We start from the raw sequence: 20,266 nt of genomic DNA, 5'->3' as shown, positions 1-20,266 counted from the left end.
TATTTACCCAGTTATTTTGTATTTTTGAAGTAATCAAATTTGTAAAACATGACACTACAACAAAGCATTATACGTGAAATTCAAACGATTGATGAGGTGAATGTGCTGCTTGAGATTCAGAATTTCCTTCAAAAATTGCGCCTTCAAAGACGTTCTCACCAATCCAATATGGCTGCTGTTCTCCAATTGGCAGGTAGCATTGATGATGAGGAAGCAAGGGAAATGAGGGTGTGTATTGACAGTGAATTCAACAAAATTGAAGGAGAATGGTAGGAGTTGCTTTGGATACGAACATTGCTATTGATATTTTGAACGAAAGAACAGAAATCATCCCAAAATTACGTTCTGTAAGTTTTGCCTATTTGCCGATTACTGTGTGTGGTGAGTTGCTTTTTGGAGCTAAAAATTCAGGTAGAAGCACTACAAATGAAATCAAATATGTTCGTTTTATCAATACTTGTATTGTGCTAAATGTTGATTTTTTGGTTGCCAACCAGTATGCTGCTATTCGCAAACAGTTGAAAAGCATTGGACGACCTATTCCTGAGAATGACATTTGGATTGCAGCTATATGTATGGTCAATAATCTTGCATTGGCTACTCATGACAAACACTTTCAGTATGTGGATGGATTGCAGTTGTTTGATTGGTTTTGATAAAAAAAAGCCCTATCTCCATTCCTTCAATGCAGATAGGGCTTTAGTCTCGTTCCGTTTCAACTGTTGCCAAAATTGGAAATTGTTGGCAAAGTTTCCACTCGTTCCCTTAAAAATTCCTTTCTGTAATCTATTCCTGTTCAAGCCTCTCCCTCCAATTCGGCTGCACCAAATACAAGGTTCCAAAAGTCATCAACAACAAGGCGAGAATGAGTAAGCCCCATTCAGAGAGGGTGGGGATGGATGCGGCTGCTGTTTGGGAATCAGCAACAATTCCTACTTGACAAATAATATTGGAGGGAATACTATGAACTATATCAAATGAGTTGCCAGTTCCTTTTATCTGACCATCGCCCCAAGTGAGTACAACGGATCCCGTAGCAGATAGAGTTCCTGTTACAGGAGATGCAGTACTAAATCCCGTAAAACCACCTCCACCATTTGCAGTAATAGTCTGTCCATTAATCTGCAAAGTGTTATCTGATGCAACAGGAACTGAGGTGGTTGGGCTTACATCAAATAAACCAGCATTACTAAAGCCGAAACCAGTTCCGTTCTGTGTAGTATTGGTTGTTGAACTGGTTGCTGTCAATCTAATAGAGGTATCACTGATTCTTTCCATTTCAAAGAAGCAGGTCTGTGCTTGGGTTTCAATATAGCATATACAACTCAAGAGTAATGCGAAGACAACTTGTTTAAGGTTAGAGAAGGTAGGATTATAAGGTAATCGTTGATTTACCTTGGGCTGTTGGGCTGAAATTCGTTGTTTTGTTGAAATTGTTCATAAGAAAATGAGATTTGAAATTTTTGCAAATAAATGAATTAGTGGGAATATTTCCTATTATATACGTTGCGTTTTTTGGGAAAACATTATTTTTTAGTATGTTTATCTGTTGATTTTTGAGATAAAATTAGAAAATAAAAGCTTTTAAAAAAACAATTTTGCGACACCTTTAAATTAATATTTTTGTTTAGGTCATGGTGTGGTCATTTTTTTGATTTATGGGGGTGTATGGGAACAGGAATTTAGATTTCGGAGGAATCTTGCTTCTCAAAATTTTGTATATTTGTAAAATCACATCAAAAGAAACAGCAAATGGAAAACAACAGCAATACGATTCCACTAACGGAGGACAATAAGGTTCTTGTCTATATGAGGCTCTTGAATCATTTGAGCATTGAAGCAAAACTAAAATTGATTGCCAAACTCACTGAAAGTCTAAGCATAGATTTCAAACAAAAATCTGCTCCAATGACTGAAAAAAAATCTTGGAAAAGCTTGGCTGGTGTATGGAAAGACATGCCTGAAGATTTGGAGGGCCAAATTCGAGCTTCTCGTGTCTCTAAAAGTGAGATTCCAAATTTTGATGCTATATGAAAGGTTATTTGTTAGATACGGATATTTGTATCTTTTTTCTCAAAGACAAGTTTCATCTGACAGAAAAAATTGATGCGGTCGGAATAGACAAATGTTTTATTTCTGCCATAACGATTGGCGAACTGCTCTATGGTGCAGAATTTAGCAGTGATTATGAAAAGCATATCAAGGAAGTGGTTTTTTTTGAAGACGAATTTACTGTTATTCCTGTATATGAAGCACTTAGAATTTATGCCAAAGAGAAAGCAAGGTTAAGAAGGTTGGGAACTATGATTGCAGACCTTGACCTTCTTATTGGAGCTACTGCTATAACGCATGATTTGATTATGGTGACTCGGAATTACAAACATTTCAGCAAAATTGATAGCATTCAATTGGAGGATTGGACGGAAAAAGAATATAATGAGTTTGTTATCTGATGTATAATAAAGACTATATTTAAGACGTTAAATTAAAATGACATAGAGCTATGTTTGTTTGATGCGCCGAATGGGGAGATTTTTGCGAGGAAGCTGCAGGGGGTGTTGGATAATGCTCACTAGCGGTGGGTTTCGAAACCCACCGCTAGTGAGCGAAAAATCCCCATCTACATTGCCTTCAATGCAGATAGGGCTTTCGTCTCGTTCCGTTTCAACTGTTGCCAAAATTGGAAATTGTTGGCAAAGTTTCCACTCGTTCCCTTAAAAATTCCTTTCTGTAATCTATTCCTGTTCCAAGCTCTCACGCACACTCGGCTGCACCAAATACAAAGTCCCCAAAGTCATCAACAACAAGGCGAGAATGAGTAAGCCCCATTCAGAGAGGGTCGGAACTTCGGGTGATGCAGAGGGTGGAGCCAATACAGCCATATTCCATACATTGCCAGCCCCTGTAACAAGGGTATTATTTGCAGCAGTACCATCCAAATTTGCTTGTCCAATATTACCAGATCCGTCACCATAATAGAGCTTCCCATAGGTGGCATCAATGGCTAATGCTTGAACAGCAGTTACTGTCATAAAGGAAGCAATATTATTAGTGCCATCTAAATTTGCACGTCCTATAGTATTGTTAAACCTATTAGAATACAGAATTTTACTATTGATGTTATCTACTACTATATCAGTAGGCTGACCACCAAGACCCGTTATAAAACTGTTATTCAGATTACTGCCGTCTAAATCTACCATACCTATTGCTCCACCATTGTATTGAGCAAAATAAATTTTTCCATTCACTACATCAACATCTATTCCACCAGGGTCGCCAGTAACACCTGTAACGAAGTCATTGTTAATCCCTGTTCCGTCTAAGTTTGCTCGCCCAATTTTATTCGCATAAAATGAAGTCCAGAATATATGCCCATTGACTACATCAATTGCCAATCCAGATACTTCAGCTACTGTCATAAAAGAATTATTCGCATTGGAACCGTCTAAATCTGCCCTGCCAATTGTAGTACCAGTGCTCTGATAGTAAATTTTGCTATTAACTGGGTCAATAACTACTCCTGCAGCAGAGGAAAGACCTGTAATAAAAGAGGTATTTACATTCGTACCATCAATGTCTGCTTTACCAACAGAAGAACCAAAGGTTACCCAATAAATTTGTGCTTGAGCTTCCATACAGCACATAAAACTAAAAAGAATTACAAATAGAATTTGTACAGAGTTAGTAGGAAATATTAAGTGACTTTTGGGCTGTTGGGCTGTTGGGCTGAAATTCGTTGTTTTGTTGAAATTGTTCATAAGAAAATAAAATTTAAAGTTCAAAAAATAAATGAATTAGTGGGAATGTCCCCTATTATATACAGTTGCGTTTTTTGGGAAAACATTAACAGTAGGGTTGGGGAAAAGTGACATTTTATTGAGCTTATGTGTATTGGTTGATTTTTTGCTTAAATGTAGGGAGTTTTAGAGTAAAAAAAAAACCAATTTTGAGACATTCGTTTTTAAGTGGTTTGTTTAGTCTCAGAGTTTGGTCATTTTCTCGTTCTAATGTCGCCGAATCTAAAGGTCTCGGTGAATTTTCACTGGGGTTTGAACAAGAACTGTTAGATGGAAAGGAACTTTCTTGTGGAACGTATGGGAACAAGAATTTTAATTTCCTAAGGAATCCACTCACCGCTTTTCAAAACCATCCCCATGATTTTTGTATTGAAGTTGAGTTTAACAAAATTGGAGGAGAATGGTCAATTTATTTAAACATACAAACCCACATCAACCCATTCCAAATCAATAAAAACACCATTCAAATGATTGAAGTCCTTATCTGATGTTAGCAGTCTGGTATTGGTTACAGCAGCAGTTGCAGCTATCCATAAGTCATTTTTGCCCATATTTCGTGCGCTCATTCCCCTTGGCAGCGGTTGGGTTTTCAATTTTCCCTAACTGTAATTCATGCGCTTCTAAGTGAGGGAGTTGAGTAAGTCTTCAAGGTTTTGGTCTTCAAACAGTGGATAATCCCAAGATTGGAGGGTGGTTTTTAATGCTTGGTGAGAATAATTCTGTTCTCTTACCAAAATATCCAAATCAATTGTCTTAGGCATGGGTTCATTGGAAAGTGTTACCCAATCAAGTTCTGCTAGATAAGGAGTAGTTGATTTTCCAGTGATGGATTGCAGCAAATTTTTCACCTGTCTAATAATGGCGGCATCTTCAATGGCGGCAATCGTGTGGAGAAGTGCTTGTTTTTCTGCTTGTAGGTTCATTTTATACTCTTTTCTTTGACAACTATCTTATTTAGCATAATGAAAACGACATTGAATTACTTGAAGATATGAAACTGTGTGCCAATTACTTAAGGTGTATTGCTAAAAAAAGTACCTTAGATAAAGGACATGGTCGCATTGAATTTAGACAGTATGAACACTATGATGTTAGTGGAGAGTATTTTGATGCTCGTTGGAAAAAGTCGAACTTTCAAAGCTTATTTAAAGTCCAAAGGCAAAGATTGGTTCTTAAAAACAACAAGTTAAGTGATGAAACTACTTATTACTTATCAAATGGAAAATACCAACAAAATGAAAGTTATTTTGAAGCAATTAGAAATCATTGGAGTGTAGAAACCAACAATCATCTTAGGGATGTAACTTTGAAAGAAGATAAACTAAAAACAAAAAAGGGAGCAGTCACAAAAGTGCTTTGTGGAATTAGAACATTGGTGATTAATTTATTACAAAAGAAAAATGTCAAAAATCGTATCGCCCAATTAGAGTTCTTCCAAGACAATTTTGAGGAACTACTCAAATGGCTCAGAAGCATAAAATTTTTATAAGAATGCCCTTTATTCGTAGAAAAATGCTAAAAATTAATCCAATAGGAGCTTAGCTTCGGCGCAACTTAGCTCTTATATTACAGTGTATTTAGTCTCTATTATTCTGGTTAAGGAACACTTCAAAAATAACTTTACAAAGTTCATTTCATAAATAACTGAGTGCAAAGTGTATTTTCATTTGCTCCTAAGAATTGCAAAAGAAAGTGAAAATTAAAGTTTTCTAGGCAATACCGCAGATTGAGGCACCTTAGATACTTCTTCTTTTTTGACAACAGTTCCTCTCACAAATGCCTGTTCCTCAGCATAGAAACCATTAGAGTAAATATTTAGAGAACTTGCCACTCTTCCAGATTTCCCTATGGTTTTGAACATCAGTTTGATTGTACCTTTTTCATTCGGAAGAATGGGGGTTTTCGTCCAATCCGCAGCAGTACAATGACAAGTCCCTCTCACATCATTGATAATCAAGGGTGTTTTACCTGTATTGATGATTGTAAAATCGTGTTCTACCACTGTTCCTTCTTCTACTGTTCCAAACTCATAAGAACTACTCGGAAGAAATGCCAAAACAGGTCGGTAGGTTTCCACCATTTCACCTTGCTCATTGACGATGTAGGCAACATCTTTCCTAAACTCTCCTTGTGCAGAACAATTCATTGCAGCAAAAAAAGTAACCCAAATGAGTAAACTGTATATTGATTTCATGTTTGTAAAATTTATTAAAATAAAATATTTTATGATTTTTCAGTCCTATATATAGACTTAGACTCAACAATTGGGTCACTGACAATATCTACAAAAAAATATATTCTTTTGAAGTTGAAAAAACCTAAATTGCAGTCTTTCTGATAACGCTAAAAACCAAGTATTAAATATGTCTGCCATTTTTCAAACCATCTCCCCAATAGACAATTCTGTTTACATAGAAAGACCTTTCGCTGCTGCAAAGGACGTGGAAAATACCTTAGCAAAAGCGAAAAAGGCACAAAAACTTTGGCGAGCTACTTCAATAGGTGAACGGGCTGCAATATGCAGCAAGGCGGTGCAATATTTTTTGGATCATGCACAGGTCATTGGAGAAGAATTGACTTGGCAAATGGGGCGACCGATTCGCTATACTCCGTCCGAAATTACCCGAGGTTTTGAGGAGCGGGCCAACTACATGATAGACATTGCAGAAGAAGCTTTGGCGGACATTACGGTTGCAGAAAAAGCAGGTTTTCACCGTTTTATTCGGCGAGAAGCTTTGGGAACGGTTTTGGTTTTAGCTCCGTGGAATTATCCCTACCTCACTTCGGTCAATGTGATTATTCCTGCAATTATGGCAGGCAATACGGTGATTTTGAAGCACGCCCAACAAACGCCTCTTTGCGCCGAACGGTATGCTGCCGCTTTTGAGTTTGCAGGTTTGCCAGAAGGCGTTTTTCAGTATTTGCACATTTCGCACGAACAAGTAGCGGAAGTGATTGGCGATTCTCGCATTGATTATGTAGCATTTACAGGTTCGGTGAATGGGGGAAAAGCGGTACAAAAAGCGATTGGTGAGCGATTCATTGTGGCGGGTTTGGAATTGGGCGGAAAAGATCCTGCTTATGTGCGGGCGGATGCCAACTTGGAAAATGCCATCGAAAATTTGGTGGATGGTGCTTACTTCAATTCGGGGCAGTCCTGTTGTGGGATTGAGCGAATATATGTACATGGAAACCTATACAGCGATTTTGTAGAGGGTTTTGTCGCACTTACCAAACAGTATCAATTGGGCAATCCTCTGCTCACCAAAACAACTCTCGGTCCAATGGTTCGCACTTCGGCAGCACAATTTGCTCAAAGTCAAATTGATGCTGCGCTGCAAAAAGGGGCAAAAGCCTTGATTGACCCCAAACTTTTCCCTGCTCACCAAATCAACTCACCTTATATGGCTCCACAAGTGTTGGTGCATGTCGATCATTCTATGCAAATCATGACGGAGGAAACTTTTGCGCCTGTGGTAGGAATCATGGCAGTAAAAGATGATGCACAAGCGATTGAATTGATGAACGATAGTCAATATGGTTTGACGGCTTCAATTTGGACTTCGGATAGAGATGCGGCGATTTTCCTTGGCAATCAACTCGAAACGGGTACGTGTTTTATGAATCGCTGCGACTACCTCGACCCTGCTTTGGCTTGGACGGGTGTGAAAAATTCGGGTAGAGGCTGTACGCTTTCTGCTTTGGGCTATGAGGGTTTGACGAGAGTGAAGTCGTTTCATTTGAAGGGGTAGGGGATTCTCAATAATTGTTCGTTTCACCACCCCAAAGTCAATAAAATCCGCTACTTACTGCTGCAATTCTTTAGGAAGCTGTTGGTATTTTTCGATAGGCGACAAAGGAGAAATCGAAACCTTAGATAGCATTTTCACTTGATTGATTTCCAACAACAAGGAACGCAATTCTTCTTCAATCTGAAACGGAAACCTTGCCAACAATTTCCAATTTTGGCAACGGTTGAAGCGACCCATAATCCAAAACCACCATCATAGCCGCTTGTTTTTCAATCTCAAATGCTGATACAACTCCATAGCCTTATCCTCCTCTTTAGCTCTTTCGGCTAAAAATGCTTCATCTGCAATTGTCATTGCTTGTTCGTGTAAGTTATTGACTTTTTTGGTTTTGTTCATCGTATGGCGTATTTTACAAATAGGTTTACTAAACTCTACAACAACTACATAGGCAGGTAAGTTCAACGCATCACTTTTCTTGGTTTGTTCCAACTTCTCTTTTAATCGTTGATTAATTTGTGCATTTGTACCTTTTAAAATCCCTAAAATTGCCAATCTTGCTTTTCTTGAAAACTAGCAATTTTATAGAGGTTTGTTATACTTCCCTCTCATGTCAATTGTTTTAATTTTTTCTCCTAAAAATAAAAAATCATCTATTTTAGGTGGCTCAACTAAAACTATTTCATCTCTTGATTTTTCGAAGTAATTATGTCTCAGTTCCATTAATAATCTACCAAGCACATTCATACCTTGAAATTCTAAATCATTTATCCTTTTAGCTCCCCAAAACAAGTCTCTATCAGAGTTTTCTACAATATTTTTACCTTTGGTTTGTTCTAATAACTTTCCAAAAGAATAATAATTTTGCGCTAACTTTAGTTGTATAACCCATCTCATTACATTCACTCTAATTTGCATCCAATCTATTCTAGAAGAATTTCCCTTTGAAATCATTTTTGCAATAAAAGGACTTTTTTCACTAATAATTCTGCTCTGTAAATCTTTATCAAAAGGAAATTTGCAAGCTTGATAGAGTGCTTCAGATGATTTGACTTTCAAATTATTAACTTCTAATGGATAGAAAACGGACATATTGGATAACCCACCAAATTTTTCTTTATTTTTTTTAAAAATACAAGAATATTTAATTGAGTAAATTCTATATCCGCTTTCTAACTTTTTATATTTCAATTGTATGGTTTTAAATGTTTAGTATATTTTCTTTTAAATAATGGTATCCATGTACCCTTCTTTTCATACCAAAAAATCATTGGTGTATTAAAAGGAACGTTACGCCATGTAAAAAATAAAGTACCAAATCCAAAACTCTTATCAATTTTCGTACTATACCCTAATGGACGTGCTTTTTCATCAGAAGAATCCATTTCACAAAATAATTGAATGCTTTTTTCAGCAATGATTTTTTCAAACTTAATCCAATTCTCAGGATTTTCAGAAAAAAAAGAATTTTTCTCAGGTTTGTCTATATTATATCTATAAAAGTGAGAATTTTCTCTAGAATTATTTTTAGCTACTATTTCTTCGATTTTGTTTTGGACTTTTTTAATTTCAGAGAATTTTTCTGTATTTTTTTCAATTGCTGTAGGCAATGGACACATTAGCATTGATGAAGATTTTTTTGTATAATTATCTATTTTAAAGTTTTTTTCACATATAAAAGTAAAATTAATATTAGGATTTTCTTTTTTAATTTTTTTAAAATCATTTTCAGCCTTTAAGTGACTACAATATGTAATTATCAATAAGTGAATATTGTCTCTTTCCATAAAATCTTTATTCGATAATATATGGTCAAAGTCATTTTGATGTAACCAGCCGCTTTTTTTATCTCTTAAACATTTATATAGCGAAGTTCCAGAGCAAATAACATCATCCAAATATATGCAATATTTTGGATTGCTATTATTATTGTGAACACTTGAATCAAATTTACATAATAATTCATCCAGTATTTTTAATACTGCTGCTTGGCTTTTTTCTTTTGACCTTTGACTTCTTATAAAATAACTGTTTTGAAAAAAATCTTCGAAATTGTCTCCTTCTTTGAGAAATTCAGATTCAATTTTTTCAAAAAGAGTTACTTTAAAGAAATTCCTAAAAGCAGATTTATTAATATAGTATCTTTTTAAAATCATTTTAGTCATCTTAAGCATAAAAATTCTATCTTTCTTATCAAATTGATATACCCACCTTTTAATATGGACTTTATTCATATCTTTCCCATCAAAAACTAAATCGCCCTTCCTGTATTCCTTAATTATTTCGTAAATCTCTCTAATTAATTTTTTTTCTGACTTAAACGTTTGGTCTAAGTTTTTACGTTCAATGTGTATTTTTTTTAATATCATTCAGTATGTTTTAATTGTTAAAAATATTTACAATTATTACATATCAAACGATGTTCCTTTTTTTGGCAAATTCAAAAAGCTATAAAATAGCTAACGAAACAAGTCATTATGTCAGTATCCTTAGATTTGTTCTGACAAAAAGGCATAACAGAGAGACTGCTATTCTGTCATAAAATTTATGAAAAATAATTTGAAGTAGAAACAAAAAAAGCCCTCAAAAGAAAATTTTCCTTCAAGGGCTTCAATATCAATCATATAATATCCCGAAATCTATTTAGCCGTCACCGTCACCATTCCACCTCCATGATAACTATGATACTCCCCATCATACATCGCATCCGCCGAAGCAGGTCCCATCACAAACTCACCAGGACTCACCGCACGCACCATATAGTAGAAATCCTTAGGCTTTGAAGTGGCAGTAACAAAAAAGTTCACACGGTCGTCACGAAAATCTTGATGGTCAGGTGTAGCAGCATCTTTAATCCATTCCATGTTCGGCATGGTATTCAAGCGAGGATTTTCGATTTCAAAACCAGCGGGCAGAATATCCGTCACCACCACATTTTCGACCGAAGCAGCACCCGTCGAAGTCAGCGACAATTTTACTACAACCAAATCGTTTTGTTTGACTGTCAAATCATTGATGACCCGCCCCGCACGGTCATAGAAAGTTTTTCGGACTTTCAAGAAACTGTCCTCCTCCTTATAGCTGCCATCAGCCGTTAAGCCTTCAATGCCCCAGAAATAGTACAATTGACCATCGCCTTTCGCATCAATGCTGACCTTATCGCCCTTCAAATCGGCATAAGACAAGACCAAATCCTCCTTGCCCGAATACGTACCTACTGTTTTGCCGCCAACTTGCACCGTTGCAGACACTGAACCCTTATTAGCCGCTTTCGCCACCTTGCCGAGAGCCAAAAGCGTCCAAACACGTTCCTGCGTATTCAACCAACGGGTTTTCCTAAAATCATCCGCCAACTGTTTCGCCAAAATACCAATCTGCGGATGATCGGGGTCGCTCTCCACCAAAGCATTCAGCGCAATCGCACGGTCACGAAGCGGAGAATAAAAGCTGCGGTCAAACACCTTTTTGGAGGTCTCGCCTGTAAAGTTAGCGGGCAAAACTTGACTCGATTTCGCACGGTCGCCCGCCAGCATATACGCCGAAGCCAACAAGTAGCGTCCGTCAATCGCCAAAAGGTTTTGATTCGCTTTGTAGTAGTTCATCGTAGCCACATCAGGTTCGCCAATCATCGCCAAGATATAGAGCGCATAAGGGATATCCTTGGGCGCAATCTCACGGGTTTGCGTCTGTCCATTCGAGTCGTAATAATAGTAGGTCATCGTTTCTTTCGAGCGAAGCATCTGTTTCATGTACTTATTGAGGCTCGTCAAAGCCTTTTCGTTCACATCAAAACCCGCTTTTTTGGCCTCATACAAGAAATGCGCTGCAAACACACTTCCAAACGTATTCGCTTCCTCTCCTCCTGGCCAATAGCTCATTCCACCATTTGACAACTGCATAGACTGCAATTTTTTGATGGCCTCCTGCACATTGTAGTTTGGATTGTTGCTCGTTGGGCCCGTTGCCGTTCTCATTTTCTGACCGATGTTTTTGGTCAATTCCGAAAGGTACAATTGAGGAAAAGCCTTTGAAATCGTTTGTTCTACACATCCATGCGGATAACCCACCAAATACTCCAATGAACCTGCAAACTCCGCCAAAGGTGAATTACTCACCAACAGTTTCCCTTCAATGGATTCAGGCACAAAATCACTGCCCATGCTCAGATTTTCCGCTTTGCCACCTTTCACCATACCCGAACCAGAGCGTTTTTGAAGCGAAGCAGGAGGGCGCACCGTCATTTCGGTAACACTCGTAAACGTTTCCCCCAAAGCATTGACCGTCACAATCACTTTACCCGCACCCACCGATTCTTTGGCACGTACTTTAAATTCTACTCGGTTCTCGGCGTTCGGCTTCAAATCCGCCGAATTGTCCGATACGCCCAAAACTTCAATCGGCCCTTCGGTTGTCACCGTCACCTTTGCCGAACCCGTTTTGTCCGTTGTATTGGCAAGCGTCACAGGCATTGTCACCTCATCATTGGGGCTAAAAAATCTTGGCAATCCAGCCGTCACCACCACAGGATCCGCCACTTTCATATTGGTCGCATCCGAAGCAAATTTTTCGTCTTTATAGGCAACCGCCATCACTCGAAGGTCGCCCGAAAACTGCGGAATATCAATCGTATAGTCAACCGTTCCCTTGCTGTTTGCAGTCAAAATCCCACTCCAATAACGCACCAATTTGACTCGTTTATTGGTCACAGGATTCGTGCGTTTGCTGAGGTCAAAATCCCCTCCACCCGTCAAAGGGCTCGATGCCATCATTTCGGGAAAGAGGTAGGGATAAATGTCGTAAGAGTTGACTTGAAGTCCACGTTTTTGGTAGAAAAAACCATACGGATCAGGCGTTTGGTAGTTTTTAATCTGCAAAATTCCTTCATCCACAATTGCCAAAGTCACTTCTGCATTTGGAACCGTTTCAACCAAGATTTTTTGTTTTCCATTAGAACGACTACTTTCGTTGGCGATTACCTTCAATGGCAGCTTGTTGCGAGAATTTTCGACCATCAAAGGAGCATAACCATGTGCCACTGTCAAAGGAACACTCAATTCCTGCATCGGACGTATCAAAGTTGCCGATACAAACACATTCGGCACATAATCTTTGGTCACTTCAAAGGTCATTTCTTTTGCTTTGTTGGTGGTATTGAAGTACAAATGTCGAATCACCCGATCTCGCTCCAATGTCACCAACAAACGCCCATCAAACGGTGTGGTAAACAAGATTTTAGCCGATTCACCCACTTCATATTTTTCTTTGTCAAACTTGATGGTGACTTCACCCTCTTGATTCACTTCAAACGAATTGTTGTCCGTATCGCCATAACTATAGGCATAAAAATTTTGTTTGACGTAGGCTTTTGTATTGGCAGTGCTACTCAACCGCACTTCAAAACTTCCCGAACGACTTGGCGTATAAGTGTATGCCGTATTTTCACCACTCAAATTCACCTGTTTGTTCACTTCCACTACTTCCTCTTTCTGCGATTTGTAGCGATAGCGACCACGACCAGTGCTTTCCAAAACGGTTCGCCAATTGTAGCGAATGATTTGAAGTTGAGCCGTTTCACTCTGTACTTTTCCTTCTTTCGTCACTGCCACCAAAGGAATGTCCATACTTGTGCGGGTCGAAACATAATTGCTAAACCGTCCGATACCCAAAAATACATCTTGGGTGTTCACCTCAAAATTGGCCGCACGATTGACAGGTCTGCCCGATTCATCAAAAACTGTGGCGTAAAACCGTCCCTGCAAAATGCCCATGTCGGCATAAGCGGCAGGAATCTCAAAGGTTTGCGAAAATTTTCCGTTTTCGTCGGTTTTGCCTTCTTGATTGCTGTTGCCAAAAGTTTTGTCGTTTTCGATGTAGAAATTGTAGTCTTCAAATCCTTTGGGAGTGAAATATTTGCGCTTCAAGCTCATTTCGACTTGGTAATTTCGATTGGTAGCAGGAGGGCCGAATAAGTTGAGAGCCGTTCCATCTATGGTGATTTTCCCACCTACTTTCACTTCTTCGGGTGCGCTGATGTCGACTTTGATGCGGTCGGGCATAAATTCCTCTACACTAATGGGCTGTGAACCCAACAACACATCATCACCCGTATAAAGTTCGAGGTGATAGGTTCCTGTCACCGTTCCGTCAGGTAAACCGAAAGATGCTTCTGTTGCGCCTTGTTCATTGAGATTTTTGCGAGCAGTTCTAAACTCCTTGCCATTGGGCAATAAGAGGGTCATTTTCACAGGAATATCTTGGGGCATTTCCCAGTTGTTGGTTCTCACAATTGCACTTGCATGAATCGTTTCGCCAGGGCGGTATAGATTGCGCTCGCCATAAATAAAGGCATCATAGCCAGAAGGATTTGGCAACTTACCGCCTACTTCAAAACGAGAAGTATTCACATTTGTTTTTTGCAGCAAAAGGTAGTTGTAGTCGTTGCCTTTTTGGGCGGTAATCATGGACACATCAAAATCGAAATCTTTTGCTATGTCGTCTATGTTTTTGAAGGTTGCCAAACCATTTTCGTCTGTGGTTGTGCCGAATAGCCGTTGATTGGTTTTGCTGATAAACGAAATATTTGTTCCTGATAATGGCTGTGCTGTTTGAAGTGAGTTGGCGAAAACATAAATCATGTTGTCTTCTTGTTTTACTATCAATCCGATATCAGAGTATGCCATGACGGTTGAAGCTGTTACAAAATTGCGTTCCATGTCTTCAATCTTGACGACATAAATTCCTTCAAATTGGGGCAATTTGTCGGTAAAGTCAATGTTCAGCAGTCTGGTTTTGCCAACTTTATCAAGGTCTTGGGTATCATGTTCGACCTCATAAATCATCTTACCATATTTTTCGGTATTGTAGTATTTGTAGTCGTAATATTGCCAGTCGCCATTTTCTTCAAAACTTTCCCAACCCCAGCTGTAGCCTTGTTCCATAAATGCCATGATGTTGTTCTCAAAAATTTTGATGATTTTGACTTTCACCTTTGGCACATTCACGATGCGTACTGCCATGTTTTTCTGTCCTCTCGATCCCATATACATTGCTTCTCCTGCTAAAATATCAATATTCGGTTCGAGGTCGCCAAAGGTGATTTGTTGCCGAACATCTTCCCCCAAATTGCCTTTGAAAACACCTGCAATGTCTTTGGAAAGGGTCATGTCGTAAGCTGTTGCAGAATCGAAGTTTTCGCTGGTGATGACAAAACCCGCTGCATTGGCTTCAACATTGAAGGCTATGGAAGGATTGAAGAAAATCATTTTTTTGAGGTTGTCGGCCGTTACTTGCTGAGAAGTGGTCACAACTACTCGCCCTTCAACGCCATCGTGTTCGGCTTCAACGCCTGTGATGCTTACGCTGGTTGGTGCAGCCAACACATTGCTCATTTCGAGGGGTTTGTTGGTTGCTCGGCTGTTATCAGAGAGTTTGAAGCCACTTGCCAAAATAAATTGGATATTACTTTCTTCATTGAAGTCCACATTCGGCAGTTCAAGGCGCACATTCGAGCTTGTGCCTGTATTGAGCAGGTTGTAAGTAGTGTTTTTACCATCTACTTCTACGCTCAAATTTTTGGCTAAATCTTCTGCTTTGACCGCATAATTGAAGCCCAAAGTAGCTCCAATAACGGCATCCTTGCCATTGTCCCCCAATTTCCAATAGGTATTGCTGTTGGTGAATTGAAGATAGGGCGTGTGGAATGTAACGATTTTATCACCGCCCAATGACAGTTTTTTGTCCGCATGTTTCAAGAGTTCATTGGTTAGTGTTGCCGTAAAATCGGTGTTGGGTGGAAACGGTGCATTGGGTGAAAAAATGAGTTCACTGCTGCTTTTCCACTTGAATCGCCCAGGAATGGGGGGAGAAAACTGTATGTACTCGGTTGTTTGCCAGTCTTGTGAGATTGAATCGGGTACGAGATTTTGATTGAAGGAGAAGGTGAGATTTTCTTTTTGTTGGATGACCTCATCAAAACTTTTGGAGTTGAGTGTTACTTCTGTTCCTCCGCCGAATTTGCAGGATTGAAGGGCAAATAAGAGGCAGAGCGAAACGACTAAAGATAATTTTTTCATAGGGTTATGTTGGTTTTAATTGAATTTACTTAAAAAAGAATATGAATTGACGTTTTTGGTTTACGTTTGAACGCAATTTTTTAACGTTTGGTACAACATGAATTGAAGGTAAATAATTCCAAAAATCGCCACCCAATATACTATTTTTGAGCGATATTCGCAATACATTAGCCTAAGTATTTCATAAAAAAGAAAATTGAAAAATGAAAGTTGGACTTCTACTTTGTGACCATATTGCTCCTGCTTATCAACATATTGCAGCAGATTATCCCGACATGTTTGCCGCAACGTTTCCGAACTTCGATTTTGAAGTATTTGCGGTTTGTGATGGGCATTTTCCAGAATCAGTAAATGATTGTGAAGCATATATGTGTACGGGTTCACACGCATCTGTGTATGATGAGTTGGATTGGATTGTGCGGTTGAAGGAGTTTATAAGGGATATTTATGAGCATGAAAAAAAGTACATTGGGCTTTGTTTTGGACATCAATTGATTGGGGAATCACTGGGTGGAAAAGTACAAAAAGCGGCAGTTGGTTGGTGTGTGGGAGTGCACACTTTTGAGGTCGTGAAACAGGAAAAATGGATGTTGCCTTTTCAACCGACCTACAATTTGCTGATGATGTGTCAAGATCAGATTCACCAACTTCCTCCAAACAGTACGGTTTTGGCGAGTAGCGAGGACTGTCCTATTGCCATGATTCGAGTGGGCGAAAAAATACTGGGAATCCAGGGGCATCCCGAATTTACGAAGGGTTATGACCTGGAATTTATGGAGAACCGAAGGGAGCGGATTGGTACAGAAAAAGTGGAGAAAGGAATTGATAGTTTGGGAATGAACATTGATAGGGGCTTAATCGTTGGTTGGATAGAAAACTTTTTGGGAGACTGATGAAAATTCAAAATACAGAATTTGTGGATGGTACTGATAAGGATTGCCAATAAAATCCCGATTTAGACTTTTGAAGTTTATGCCGAAAGAGAATAATTATTTGAAAGTTAGGTTTTTACAAAAAGAAAACTTCGAAATTCTTTATACCATCAATACACCAAAAAATTCAACACTTTAACACACAAAAAACATGAAATTAGACGGTAAAACAGCCTTGATTACGGGCGGAACGAAGGGTATTGGTTATGGCGTTGCGGAAGCGATGATTCACCAAGGTATGAAGGTGGCAATTACGGGTCGAACACAAGCAACGGTGAATGATGCGGTTAATGCGCTCAACAACATAAAAAGCGGATATTGTATTGGCATTGCAGCAGATGTACGAAATTTTGAGGAGCAACAACAGGCGGTAGATGCGGTGATGGATGAATGGGGGCAATTGGATGTATTGATTGCCAATGCAGGTTTGGGGCATTTTGCCAAGATTGGAGATCTGACCCCTGATCAATGGAACGAAACAATTGATGTGAACTTAACTGGCGTTTTTTATAGCATCAAAGCATCTTTGGAGGCATTGAAGGCTTCAAAAGGCTACATCATCACGATTGCAAGTTTGGCAGGCACGAATTTCTTTGCAGGTGGAGCGGCTTATAATGCGAGTAAATTTGGATTGGTGGGTTTCACACAAGCGGTAATGTTGGATGTTCGACAAGACGACATCAAAGTGAGCACCATCATGCCTGGTTCGGTGGCGACTTACTTCAATGACCATGTACCGAATGAAAAGGATGCTTGGAAAATTCAGTCGGAAGATATTGGTCAAATCGTGGTGGACTTGCTGAAAATGCCTGCCCGAACATTGCCGAGTAAGGTGGAGGTGAGACCTTCAAAGCCGCCAACGAGATAAAGTCTCAGATTTTTGGGGTGACGCAGATTTCGTAGATTTTTTTGTTGTTGACTAATTCCCAACGACTGAATCATAATCCTCTGGCGTATCTATATCCTTCAAAACGTGGTTACTGGACATTTCTACAGTGACGACACAATCGGAATTTGTGTCAATGATACCTTTGCAGCCGTTCATATCGGAATGTTGTAAAATGGCTTCTCGAAAATGGTGGTGAAAAAGGATAGGATTACCTCGTTTTCCTTCAAAAACGGGAACGACAATTGGTGTTGAGTCGTTTTCCTCTTCAAGAATGTTTTGAAAGGTGTGCATGAGTAAATCGAGTTCTTTGGCTTGAATGTGTACCAAATCTCCCAATACAATCATGTATCCTTGTGAATCTTTTGAGGCTGATCGAACACCTGCCTGTATGGAGGTCGTCATTCCGAGTGAATACAGGGGATTTTTTATCATTTTGACGGGTTTTTCCTTCAAAATATGCAGCAATTTAACTGATTCATGTCCTACAACAACTATGATTTCCTCGGCATTGGACTGTAAAATTGTATTGACTGTTTTTTCAATCAAGGTTTGCCCACCAATAGGAAGCAGCAATTTATTTCGTTCTCCCATTCTTCGAGAAAGTCCTGCCGCTAGAATGATGGCGGTGATTGGATATTGAGGTTTGAAGATTTGTGCTTCGGTTTGTGATTCTTGTAAGCTCATGAAAGAATATTTTGAAGGAAAGAAACTTTGAGTTAGTTTCCGATTTCACAACGCTGTTTTTTCATTTTCATTTCAATTTTCATTTTTATTCAAAAAGTGGGAACTTTATTTCCCCAAAAAACATTTAGTTTTTGACAAAAAGCTGTATCTTTGCACTCGCTATTTTATAGCTGATGGCTGGCCCTATAGCTCAGCTGGATAGAGCAACAGTTTTCTAAACTGTAGGTTCCAGGTTCGAGTCCTGGTGGGGTCACTAAAAAATCAATATAAACGCCTGTAAATTAAATAATTTACAGGCGTTTTTTTTGTTAACGGACACATTACATTTCATTTATCCAATTGGTAAACTCTATCACACGTTCTTTTCCATTTGCCTCTATGTTTTGGTTTCTTATTTTGTCGTAGTATCCAAGTTCGTGAATTAGGATTGGTTTTGTTGTGATTTCATTATTATGGGTTTTCTGAACTATTCAAATTGTTCAACCAAATTTCTTGAATGTATTCTGATATGTTTTTCATAAGTGTACAGCCCATATTTTTTTTCGCCGATACTAAAAGCCAAATTAAATCAAACCTCATATTAAAATTGCGACGATTATTCCTTTATCCATGTTACACCTCCGTGTTTTTTCTCTTTTTCTTTTCCGTTTATTGGTTGGTCAAATACTCCTGTTGAAATTATTGATTTGATAAACATATCAATTACTGGGATAGAAACGCTATTTCCAATCAGTTTCATCCACCTTGCCCTTGACTTAGGCAATATGAAATCTTTTGGAAACCCTTGAATTAAACAGGCTTCTTCTTTGGTTATCTTACGGAATTTATTGGCGAAATAAACTTCTTCTAAGAACTTATCCTTGTATTCTTGGTGAGTTGTAGTTTGGATATTTTTAAGTGAAATATAATCATTTGTATCACTTGCTACTAAGGTTGGAAAAACATCTGAGGAAGGCATGAAAACCCTATTTACTCCATTTAGACCACTACTAATTTTTGTGTTCTTAAAGTCAAATCTTTCTTCAACACACTTTATTACATTTTTTTCAACAAGTGAATTTATGGTATCCGCAATGGAAATACGCTTAATTTTTAAAGAGCGTTCTGTTTTGAGTTCGTCGATTACTAAAAAATTGTCAGATGAAAGTCTGAGCAGTTCTAATTCTTCATTAGACAAGTCAGAATCTTGAAAATCTAAAATTTCAAATCTATATTCAACCTTTTTCAAAATTGCCATTTCTATCAAATCGTCTATCTCTTTTTGCAAAATAGTTGAATCTAATAATTGAAACTGAGTTAATGAAAGAGGATTGCCGTCAAGTGGTCCAAAATAGCTTTTCCTTCTATTTTTGAGTAGTAATAAACAAATAGCTTTTTGCCTTTCTGTGGTTTCTTCTATATCCCAAGAATGGATTGTTGTATGACCATTTCTTAAATCGTTGAAAAGAAAATAATCATTAAAACCATTCTTACTTGAAAGGCTCATTTGTTTAGACTGAACAGGATTTCCAAATAGGTCTTTTTGTAAAGGCTTTTTATTGAATCTTAGACTTGTTTCTAATCCTAAAACATCAGCTAATGTTATTTTTTTATCTATTGGCTTTGGCAATGAAAATTTAGCAAAATACTTCTTGTCTTTAAACCCAACAATATAAATTCTAATTCTATTTTGGGCTACTCCATAATCATGGGAATTAATCACAAAATGCCTCGAATAATAACCCACCTTATTTATTCTATCTAAAATGTAAGACAATGCTTTTTTATTCCGTGGGTCAACTAACCCCTTTACATTCTCAAAGATAAAAGCCTTTGGCTTTGACTGGTTAAGAAGATAAATAGTATCATTCCAAAGTTGCCCTCTATCATCATCAAAGCCTAAATTTTTTCCAGCGATAGACCAACTTTGGCATGGAACTCCTGCGGTTAAAACATCATGGTCTGGCAATGAATCAATTTTTGTAATGTCCCCAAAATTCATTGAAGGCTCTACTCCATAATTTTCGCAATAAGTATTTATGGCATCTTTATTTACTTCGCTAAAACCTAAACAAGAACCTCCATTTTGGGTCAATGCCATTTTAAAGCCGCCGATTCCTGCAAATAAGTCAATAAATGTGAATTGTTTCTTCATAGTATA

Annotated in this window: 21 protein-coding genes and 1 tRNA gene; 9 read left to right on the top strand and 13 right to left on the bottom strand. The window is 38.3% G+C overall.

What is annotated here, in order from left to right:
* Nucleotides 1-48: 48 nt before the first annotated feature.
* A complete protein-coding gene (locus R3E32_21395; GenBank protein ID MEZ4887301.1) occupies nt 49-273 on the top strand; it encodes a hypothetical protein in 225 nt (74 codons plus the stop codon).
* A complete protein-coding gene (locus R3E32_21390) occupies nt 267-656 on the top strand; it encodes a type II toxin-antitoxin system VapC family toxin (GenBank protein ID MEZ4887300.1) in 390 nt (129 codons plus the stop codon). Before R3E32_21395 ends, R3E32_21390 begins: the two co-directional genes overlap by 7 nt.
* Before the next feature lie 130 nt (nt 657-786).
* On the opposite strand, the gene R3E32_21385 is transcribed toward R3E32_21390, so the two are convergent.
* A complete protein-coding gene (locus R3E32_21385) occupies nt 787-1,278 on the bottom strand; it encodes an IPTL-CTERM sorting domain-containing protein (protein ID MEZ4887299.1) in 492 nt (163 codons plus the stop codon).
* Nucleotides 1,279-1,752: 474 nt separating this feature from the next.
* Between R3E32_21385 and R3E32_21380 the strand changes: the two genes are divergently transcribed.
* Together R3E32_21380 and R3E32_21375 are read left to right on the top strand one after the other, a co-directional pair.
* Nucleotides 1,753-2,034, top strand: a complete 282-nt coding sequence (locus R3E32_21380) for a hypothetical protein (protein ID MEZ4887298.1) — start codon at nt 1,753-1,755, stop codon at nt 2,032-2,034.
* Entirely contained in the window at nt 2,031-2,453 is a 423-nt protein-coding gene (locus R3E32_21375; GenBank protein MEZ4887297.1) for a type II toxin-antitoxin system VapC family toxin, read from the top strand. The genes R3E32_21380 and R3E32_21375 overlap by 4 nt, the downstream gene beginning before the upstream one ends.
* Nucleotides 2,454-2,501: 48 nt before the next feature.
* Here the strand turns inward: R3E32_21375 and R3E32_21370 are convergent, their stop codons facing one another.
* The 4 genes from R3E32_21370 to R3E32_21355 form a co-directional block, all read right to left on the bottom strand.
* Entirely contained in the window at nt 2,502-2,678 is a 177-nt protein-coding gene (locus tag R3E32_21370; GenBank protein ID MEZ4887296.1) for a hypothetical protein, read from the bottom strand.
* 57 nt (nt 2,679-2,735) lie between these two features.
* Nucleotides 2,736-3,761: a hypothetical protein gene (locus R3E32_21365; GenBank protein ID MEZ4887295.1), complete on the bottom strand. Its 1,026-nt coding sequence runs from the start codon at nt 3,759-3,761 to the stop codon at nt 2,736-2,738.
* 452 nt (nt 3,762-4,213) lie between these two features.
* Entirely contained in the window at nt 4,214-4,366 is a 153-nt protein-coding gene (locus R3E32_21360; protein ID MEZ4887294.1) for a hypothetical protein, read from the bottom strand.
* Nucleotides 4,367-4,420: 54 nt separating this feature from the next.
* Entirely contained in the window at nt 4,421-4,723 is a 303-nt protein-coding gene (locus R3E32_21355; GenBank protein MEZ4887293.1) for a hypothetical protein, read from the bottom strand.
* A 68-nt stretch (nt 4,724-4,791) separates the two neighbouring features.
* Here R3E32_21355 and R3E32_21350 point away from each other — a divergent pair, with 68 nt between their 5' ends.
* Entirely contained in the window at nt 4,792-5,289 is a 498-nt protein-coding gene (locus R3E32_21350; GenBank protein ID MEZ4887292.1) for an ISAs1 family transposase, read from the top strand.
* Nucleotides 5,290-5,499: 210 nt separating this feature from the next.
* Here R3E32_21350 and R3E32_21345 read toward each other — a convergent pair whose 3' ends face one another.
* Nucleotides 5,500-5,994 carry a DUF1573 domain-containing protein gene (locus R3E32_21345; protein MEZ4887291.1) on the bottom strand — a complete coding sequence of 165 codons (495 nt, stop codon included), beginning with the start codon at nt 5,992-5,994 and terminating at the stop codon, nt 5,500-5,502.
* A gap of 169 nt (nt 5,995-6,163) precedes the next feature.
* Here R3E32_21345 and R3E32_21340 point away from each other — a divergent pair, with 169 nt between their 5' ends.
* Nucleotides 6,164-7,552: an aldehyde dehydrogenase family protein gene (locus R3E32_21340; GenBank protein ID MEZ4887290.1), complete on the top strand. Its 1,389-nt coding sequence runs from the start codon at nt 6,164-6,166 to the stop codon at nt 7,550-7,552.
* Between the two features lie 54 nt (nt 7,553-7,606).
* Here R3E32_21340 and R3E32_21335 read toward each other — a convergent pair whose 3' ends face one another.
* The 5 genes from R3E32_21335 to R3E32_21315 form a co-directional block, all read right to left on the bottom strand.
* Nucleotides 7,607-7,753 carry a hypothetical protein gene (locus R3E32_21335; GenBank protein ID MEZ4887289.1) on the bottom strand — a complete coding sequence of 49 codons (147 nt, stop codon included), beginning with the start codon at nt 7,751-7,753 and terminating at the stop codon, nt 7,607-7,609.
* A 51-nt stretch (nt 7,754-7,804) separates the two neighbouring features.
* Entirely contained in the window at nt 7,805-8,104 is a 300-nt protein-coding gene (locus tag R3E32_21330; protein MEZ4887288.1) for a hypothetical protein, read from the bottom strand.
* A 27-nt stretch (nt 8,105-8,131) separates the two neighbouring features.
* Nucleotides 8,132-8,740, bottom strand: coding sequence for an NADAR family protein (locus tag R3E32_21325; GenBank protein ID MEZ4887287.1), 609 nt, complete (start codon nt 8,738-8,740; stop codon nt 8,132-8,134).
* Nucleotides 8,737-9,918 (bottom strand): hypothetical protein, encoded by a 1,182-nt coding sequence (locus R3E32_21320; GenBank protein ID MEZ4887286.1) that lies wholly within the window; start codon nt 9,916-9,918, stop codon nt 8,737-8,739. The genes R3E32_21325 and R3E32_21320 overlap by 4 nt, the downstream gene beginning before the upstream one ends.
* A 270-nt stretch (nt 9,919-10,188) precedes the next feature.
* On the bottom strand, nt 10,189-15,621 hold the full coding sequence (locus tag R3E32_21315; GenBank protein ID MEZ4887285.1) for an MG2 domain-containing protein: 5,433 nt from the start codon (nt 15,619-15,621) through the stop codon (nt 10,189-10,191).
* Nucleotides 15,622-15,824: 203 nt separating this feature from the next.
* Between R3E32_21315 and R3E32_21310 the strand changes: the two genes are divergently transcribed.
* On the top strand, nt 15,825-16,514 hold the full coding sequence (locus R3E32_21310; protein ID MEZ4887284.1) for a hypothetical protein: 690 nt from the start codon (nt 15,825-15,827) through the stop codon (nt 16,512-16,514).
* Between the two features lie 190 nt (nt 16,515-16,704).
* Entirely contained in the window at nt 16,705-17,421 is a 717-nt protein-coding gene (locus tag R3E32_21305) for an SDR family oxidoreductase (protein ID MEZ4887283.1), read from the top strand.
* Between the two features lie 51 nt (nt 17,422-17,472).
* Here the strand turns inward: R3E32_21305 and R3E32_21300 are convergent, their stop codons facing one another.
* Nucleotides 17,473-18,126 (bottom strand): nucleotidyltransferase family protein, encoded by a 654-nt coding sequence (locus R3E32_21300; protein MEZ4887282.1) that lies wholly within the window; start codon nt 18,124-18,126, stop codon nt 17,473-17,475.
* A 179-nt stretch (nt 18,127-18,305) separates the two neighbouring features.
* Between R3E32_21300 and R3E32_21295 the strand changes: the two genes are divergently transcribed.
* Nucleotides 18,306-18,379 (top strand) — tRNA-Arg (locus R3E32_21295).
* Nucleotides 18,380-18,721: 342 nt separating this feature from the next.
* Here R3E32_21295 and dcm read toward each other — a convergent pair.
* The gene (gene dcm / locus R3E32_21290; GenBank protein MEZ4887281.1) at nt 18,722-20,260 is read right to left on the bottom strand and encodes a DNA (cytosine-5-)-methyltransferase; all 1,539 of its coding nucleotides are present in this window, start codon (nt 20,258-20,260) and stop codon (nt 18,722-18,724) included.
* Nucleotides 20,261-20,266 lie beyond the last annotated feature (6 nt).

Source organism: Chitinophagales bacterium (assembly GCA_041392475.1).
Lineage (GTDB): Bacteria > Bacteroidota > Bacteroidia > Chitinophagales > UBA2359 > JAUHXA01.
This window is presented reverse-complemented; position numbering and strand designations above follow the sequence as displayed.